Genomic DNA, 6,000 nt, shown 5'->3' on the forward strand with positions numbered 1-6,000 from the left:
GTGGGCCCGTGCGGCCTTGTCCCATACTGCCTTCACCGGCATCTCACGTGCCCATCTCGACGGTTTGATCGAGGAGTTGGCCCCGGCATGGCAGACGCGACGGGAGTCTGCGATGCGGGAGCGACGCGGCGGAGACCGTCGGCGTGCCGCCGGGGCTGGACGCAAGCACGAGCTGGTCTTCACCGACCGGATGCTGGTCACACTGGTCCACCTGCGCACCCAGCTCCCGCACGCCGCGCTCGCCGAGCTGTACGACGTAGGCCGTTCCAACTCGGCTGTCCGTACGGGTGCTGCCACAGGCCCCGCGCCTGAAGTTTCGGCAGGACACCCTCGCCGAACCAGTAGGCCTCCTCCAGGTGGGGATAGCCGGAGAGCACGAACTCCTCGATGCCGAGAGCGTGGTATTCCTTGATCCGCTCGGCGACCTCATCGTGGCTGCCGACCAGGGCGGTGCCCGCGCCACCGCGCACCAGGCCGATGCCCGCCCACAGGTTGGGGTGGATCTCCAGGCGGTCACGGCTGCCGCCGTCGTGCAGGGCGAGCATGCGCTGCTGGCCCTCGGACTCGCTGCGGGCCAGGCCCGCCTGGATGGTCTTGACCGCCTCCGGGTCGAAGCCGTCCAGGAGCCGGTTCGCCTCGGCCCAGGCCTGCTCGGAGGTGTCGCGGGTGATGACATGCAGGCGGATGCCGAAGCGGACGCTACGGCCCTCCTTGTCGGCCAGCGCCCGGATCCAGGCGATCTTCTCCGCGACGGCGGCGGGCGGCTCGCCCCAGGTGAGATAGACGTCGACATGCTTGGCGGCGACTTCTCCCGCGATCGGCGAGGAGCCCCCGAAGTACACCTCGGGGACCGGGTCGGGCACCCGTGCGAGCTTCGCGTCCTCAACGTGGAGGTGCTCGCCGCGCACATCGACGGTCTTGCCCTCCCACAACCCTCGTACGATCTGGAGGAATTCGCCGGTACGGCGGTAACGCGCGTCCTTGTCGAGGAAGTCTCCGTAGGCCCGCTGCTCGCGGCTTTCGCCGCCGGTGACGACGTTGAGCAGAAGCCGTCCGCCGGTCTGCCGCTGGAAGGTGGAGGCCATCTGCGCGGCGAGCGTCGGTGAGACGAAGCCGGGCCTGAAGGCGACGAGGAACTTCAGGCGCTCGGTGTTCTGGCTGACCATCGCGGTGGTCAGCCACGCGTCCTCGCACCAGGCTCCCGTCGGCGTGAGTGCGCCGACGAAGCCCAGGTCCTCGGCGGCGCGGGCGATCTGGCTGAGGTAGGCGACCGTCGGCGGCCGGTCGCGCCCGGACTCGGTGGCGGGGGTGCCGTGGCCGCCGCCGACGACGTGGCGGCTGTCTCCGTTGGTCGGCAGGAACCAGTGGAAGGTGAGGGACACGCGGGGCTCCGATCAGGGGTGTGATCAGGGGACATTCGTCGGCGCCGAGGCGGAGAGCCGGTCCAGCTCCTCGCCGGGAAGCCGGCGTTCGGCGTCGCGGGCCGAGGCACCCGCCCGGAACTCGTCGGCCAGGGCGGACGCGACAGCGACGGCCTCGGCGTCGCCGGTGATGACGTGTGCGGTCCTGGCCTCAGCTCGCCGCGGCCAGGAGCGGACTACGGCCCAGCGCCAGCGAGAAATGGTCGACGACCTGGTTGAGGGCCTCGGCGGCGGCCGGTGCGACAGTGATCGAGCCGTCGTCGTGGGCGGTGATGTCCTTGTCGAGGGTGAACCAGCCCTGCACGATGTGCGCGGCGCCCATCGAGTTGAGGACTGGACGCAGGGCGTAGTCGATGGCGAGGACATGCGCGGTGGAGCCGCCGGTGGCGAGAGGGAGGACCGTCTTTCCGGTGAGTGCGAACTGCGGGAGCAGGTCGAGGAGCGCCTTGAGGACTCCGGAGTACGCCGCTTTGTAGACGGGTGTTCCTACGACGACGCCGTCGGCCCTCTCGAACAGTTCGGTGGCCTCGACGATCGCCGGATGCCGCAAGTCCGCGCCGAGCAGGGCCTCGGCGGCGATGGTGCGAACGTCGAGCGGGACGACGTCGTGCCCCTGAGCGGTCAGTCGCTGGTCCAGCTGGCGCAGCAGGCGGTTGGTGCGGGAGGAGGCGGAAGGGCTGCCGGAGACGGACAGGACAGTGGCCATGGGTCCTCTTTCGGGGAGAAGAGGGCGCCTCCGCCGGGGAGACGCTCTGAAGGCGGTCAGGAGTACCAGGTGGGTTCGGGCAGTTCGCCCGGGCGCCGGTCACTTCGAAGATCTGGTTGCCGATCTCCAGGGCGACGTCGGTGGCGCGAGCCTTCACTGCTGGAAGGAGTGCCCCCGTCGGCGCCATTCCTCCGCGAGCAGTTCGTACGACCGGACCCGGTCCGTGTGGTCGTGAGCGATCGTCGTGATGAGCAACTCGTCCGCGCCCGTGGCCTCCTGCAGTTGTTCCAACTGGTCGGCGACCCGGCCCGGCGAGCCGACGAACTGGGTGTCGAGGCGGTCCTGGACGAGGGCCCGGTCCTCGTCGGTCCATGTGTGGGCGCGCGCTTCCTCCGGCGTCGGGAACTCGATGGCGCCCTCGGCGGTACGGATGCTGCGCACCCACGGCCCGTAGCCGGTGGCGAGTTCACGGGCCGTTACGTCGTCCTCTGCGACGACGACGTCCGCCGAGACGCTGACGTACGGCTTGTCGAGGAACTCGGAGGGCTGGAAGAAGGACCGGTAGCCCTCCACCGCCTCCAGGACCGTGGCCGGGCTGACGTGGTAGTTGGCCGCGAACCGCAGACCGTTGCCGCCTGCCACCTCGGCGCTCTGACCACCGCTGCTGCCCAGGATCCACACCTCCACGTCGGCGCCCTCCCCCGGCACGACGTGCGCCTCGACACCCTCCGGTGAACGGTAGGTGCCGGCCAGCAGGGCGAGGATGTCGTCGATCTGCTCGGCGTAGTCCTGCGACTCGGCCCCCGGTAGCAAGAGCAGCCTGCGTTGCAGCGCGATGCGGGGTGAGCCGAGCAGATGCTCGAAGGAGAAGCGGGGTGGGATCAGCAGGCCGTTCGGGGTGCGGCCGTCGACGACGGGGGTCGCCGTCGGCAAGGGTGCAGCCGGCTGTCCCGGCGGGCGGCCGCCCGAGCGGCCCAGGCCCAGATCGAAGCGGCCCGGGTGCAGCGCGTCGAGCAGGCCGAACTCCTCCACGGTGGACAGCGCCGTGCGGTGCCCGAGTTGCACGGCCCCGGAGCCGAGCCGGATGGTGGAGGTGGCGGATGCGGTCAGCGCCAGGACGACGGCCGGTGACGTGCCGGCCACACCGGGATTGAGATGGTGCTCGGCGAACCAGTAGCGGGCATACCCGAAGCGCTCTGCCTGCTGGGCGAGGTCGATGGAATTGCGCAGGGCATCAGCTGCCGTCGAGCCGGACGGGATCGGGGCCAGGTCGAGGACGCCGAGGGCGATGTCAGACACGGGCGGACTCCTCGTTGATCAATGCTGCCGGAAGCACAGGGCCCCAGGCGAAAGGCGGATCCGGGATCTCCCGACGCAGCGCGGGGGCGGCCTCGGACTGGAACAGTTCGAGGGAGTCACGGTGCTGGGACTCCGTCAGCCCGCTCGCGTCGGCATGCAGGTGCACCACCGTGTGGCCGAACTGTTCGTGGTAGCGGTGCACCTTGTCGATGACCTGTTGCGGGCTGCCGATCAGGGCGGAGCTGCGTTCGACGAAGTCCTCCAGGGTCTCGAACACGACCGGCAGGCCGGCCTTCTTGAAGAACGCCAGGTTGGACTCGAAGATCGGCCGGTACGCGGCCAGCGCCTCCTGGGAAGTGGGGGCCACGAAGATGCCAGCCGTCCCGGCGCCGACCGCGATGTCGGCCGGGTCGTGGCCGTAGAACTCCCAGCGCTCACGGTAGTAGCGGATCAACTCGGCATACGGCTCAACGGGGTTGGTGACGTTCGCGGAGAACAGCGGGTCGCCGTAGCGGGCGGCGAGGTCGACCGACTCCTTGCTGGTGGCGCTGCCGTGCCAGACCCGGACCGGCTGCTGGTACGGCCGCGGCCACACCTCGGCGTCGGTCAGCGGTGGGCGGAAGCGGGTGTCGGCGGTGACCTTGTCCTGGCGCCAGACCTTCCGGAAGACCTCGTAGCTCTCGGCGTTGCGGTCCCACTGGTCCTCGGGCGTGACGTGGAACAGGTCGCGCTGGGCGGCGCCGTTGCCCTTGCCGATGATCAGGTCGAGGCGGCCGCCCGAGAGGTGGTCGAGGGTGGCGTAGTCCTCGTACGCGCGGACCGGGTCCAGCAGGCTGAGCGTGGTCACGGCTGTGAACAGGCGGATCCGCTTGGTCAGGGCGGCCACGTGACTGAGTACGACGGTCGGGGACGAGGAGATGAACGGCCGCTCGTGGCGCTCCCCCACGCCGAAGCCGTCGAAGCCCAACTCCTCCGCCAGCAGGGCGTTGTCGAGGACCTCGCGGAACCGGTCCTGGGTGGACTTCTGCACCCCGGTGATGGGGTCCGGGCGGTGCACAATGAGCGTGATGGCGAGGAACTTCATGAGGCCGCCCGCTCGTCGGACGCCTCGTCTGGGTGGGCGAGGCCGAGGTGGTCGCGCAGGGTCGTGCCCTCGTACTCCGTGCGGAAGACGCCCTGTTCCTGAAGAAGCGGGACGACCTTGTGGGCGAAGTCGTCGAGGCCGGTGGGGGTGATGTGCGGGACGAGGATGAAGCCGTCGCCGGCGTCGGCCTGGACGTAGTCGTCGATGGTCCTGGCGATGGTCGCCGGGGCGCCTACGAAGGTGTGCCGGTTCCAGTACCCGGCGGTGAACAGGTCCCGGGGGCGGGCGACCGGCTCGCGCCAGGAGGCCGGTTGCCGGCCGGTCCCGTCCAGGGCGGCGGCGAGGTGCAGGGGGGAAGCGGGAGATGAGGACACGAGGGTGCCTTCCTGAAGGTCCGTACGAGGGCGCGCCGGAGAGAAGGGCGCGGCGGGGACAGCAGATCAGGAACAACAGAGCGCGCCGGCCACGCGCTGGAGGTCGATGTGCGGCCGGAAGTGGAGGCGGGCGGCGCGGAATACACGTGTCACGTGTCGCACCTCCGTCCGAGTGGTCCAAGCAGGCGCCTTCGACAAGGACAACGGCACGGCTATGCCGTTTCTTCCAGCGCGGCGGCCCCGGTGTGCCGGACGAGCGAGAAGACGGTACGGCGGCGCAGGGTGAACCCGATCGACTCGTACAGCCGTATCGCGTTCGTGTTGGTGGCCGCGGCGTGCAGGAAGGGGCGTTCGCCGCGCTCCTTGATGCCGGCGGCGACAGCGCGGACCAGGCGGGTGGCCAGGCCCCGTCCGCGGTGGGCGGGGTCGGTGCACACGGCGCTGATCTCCGTCCAGCCGGGCGGGTGCAGCCGCTCCCCTGCCAGGGCGATCAGCCGGCCCTGGTGGCGGATGCCGAGGTAGGTGCCCAGCTCGACGGTGCGGGGCAGATAGGGACCCGGCTCGGTGCGGGCGACCAGGTCCAGGATCTCGGGCACGTCGTCGGGGCCGAGCCGTACGGCCTCGGGGTCGGGCTCCGCGCGCAGGGCGGTGTCCACGAGCTGGACTCCGTGTCCGGTACGCACGACCTCCCAGCCGACCGGTGCCTCGGTCACGCCCCGTACGGAGGCGGTGCCGCCGGGGCCGACGAGTGCGGCGAGGTCGGCCCAGGCGCGCGGGTCCTCCTCGTCGGAGACGGCATGGAAGGGGGCCACGTCCTGCTGGTATCGGACGGCGTGGCCGACGCGTTCGGCGAAGGAGGCGTGCGGGCCGGTGAGCGCGGCCCAGGCGGGGTTGTCCAGGATGTGCGGGGAGCTGGCGTCGAGGGCGATGACGGACATGGTGTGGCGGTCTCCGGTGTGCGGCTCGGGATGTCCGGCGCGCGGGGACTGCGCCGCGGGGCGGCGGCGGGTCCTCGGCACGCGGTGGTCAGGAGTTGTCGAGGGGCAGTCCGGGCGGGTTGACCTCGGACTTGGCGACGGCTTCGTCGGAGAGGTCGTAGGCCTTGAGCCACTCGGC

The 6,000-nt window shown here is 70.7% G+C and carries 6 protein-coding genes and 3 pseudogenes; 1 reads left to right on the forward strand and 8 read right to left on the reverse strand.

Going from position 1 to position 6,000, the window contains the following annotated elements; genetic code table 11:
- Nucleotides 1–112 precede the first annotated feature (112 nt).
- A pseudogene (locus AB0P24_RS38875) lies at nucleotides 113–223 on the forward strand (IS5/IS1182 family transposase); the annotation flags it as partial.
- On the opposite strand, the gene AB0P24_RS38880 reads toward AB0P24_RS38875, so the two are convergent.
- The 8 genes and pseudogenes from AB0P24_RS38880 to AB0P24_RS38915 all read right to left on the reverse strand — a co-directional run bounded on the left by AB0P24_RS38880 (nucleotide 198) and on the right by AB0P24_RS38915 (nucleotide 5,822).
- A complete protein-coding gene (locus tag AB0P24_RS38880) occupies nucleotides 198–1,382 on the reverse strand; it encodes an LLM class flavin-dependent oxidoreductase (protein WP_365802533.1) in 1,185 nt (394 codons plus the stop codon). The pseudogene AB0P24_RS38875 and the gene AB0P24_RS38880 sit on opposite strands and share 26 nt — an antisense overlap.
- A gap of 45 nt (nucleotides 1,383–1,427) precedes the next feature.
- Nucleotides 1,428–1,622 (reverse strand): annotated as a pseudogene (locus tag AB0P24_RS38885) (hypothetical protein); the annotation flags it as partial.
- Entirely contained in the window at nucleotides 1,573–2,127 is a 555-nt protein-coding gene (ssuE, locus tag AB0P24_RS38890) for an NADPH-dependent FMN reductase (RefSeq protein WP_365802535.1), read from the reverse strand. The gene ssuE and the pseudogene AB0P24_RS38885, both read right to left, overlap by 50 nt.
- Before the next feature lie 153 nt (nucleotides 2,128–2,280).
- Entirely contained in the window at nucleotides 2,281–3,426 is a 1,146-nt protein-coding gene (locus AB0P24_RS38895) for an LLM class flavin-dependent oxidoreductase (RefSeq protein WP_365802537.1), read from the reverse strand.
- Complete coding sequence (locus AB0P24_RS38900; protein ID WP_365802539.1) at nucleotides 3,419–4,510, reverse strand: LLM class flavin-dependent oxidoreductase; 1,092 nt, start codon at nucleotides 4,508–4,510, stop codon at nucleotides 3,419–3,421. Before AB0P24_RS38900 ends, AB0P24_RS38895 begins: the two co-directional genes overlap by 8 nt.
- A pseudogene (locus AB0P24_RS38905) lies at nucleotides 4,507–4,761 on the reverse strand (F420-dependent methylene-tetrahydromethanopterin reductase); the annotation flags it as partial. The pseudogene AB0P24_RS38905 and the gene AB0P24_RS38900, both read right to left, overlap by 4 nt.
- A 189-nt stretch (nucleotides 4,762–4,950) precedes the next feature.
- A complete protein-coding gene (locus AB0P24_RS38910; RefSeq protein WP_365802541.1) occupies nucleotides 4,951–5,094 on the reverse strand; it encodes a putative leader peptide in 144 nt (47 codons plus the stop codon).
- A gap of 2 nt (nucleotides 5,095–5,096) precedes the next feature.
- Nucleotides 5,097–5,822, reverse strand: coding sequence for a GNAT family N-acetyltransferase (locus AB0P24_RS38915; RefSeq protein WP_365802543.1), 726 nt, complete (start codon nucleotides 5,820–5,822; stop codon nucleotides 5,097–5,099).
- Between the last annotated feature and the right edge of the window lie 178 nt (nucleotides 5,823–6,000).

The sequence above is a fragment of the Streptomyces sp. NPDC086519 genome (genome assembly GCF_040686075.1).
GTDB classification, from domain to species: Bacteria; Actinomycetota; Actinomycetes; order Streptomycetales; family Streptomycetaceae; genus Streptomyces; species Streptomyces shenzhenensis.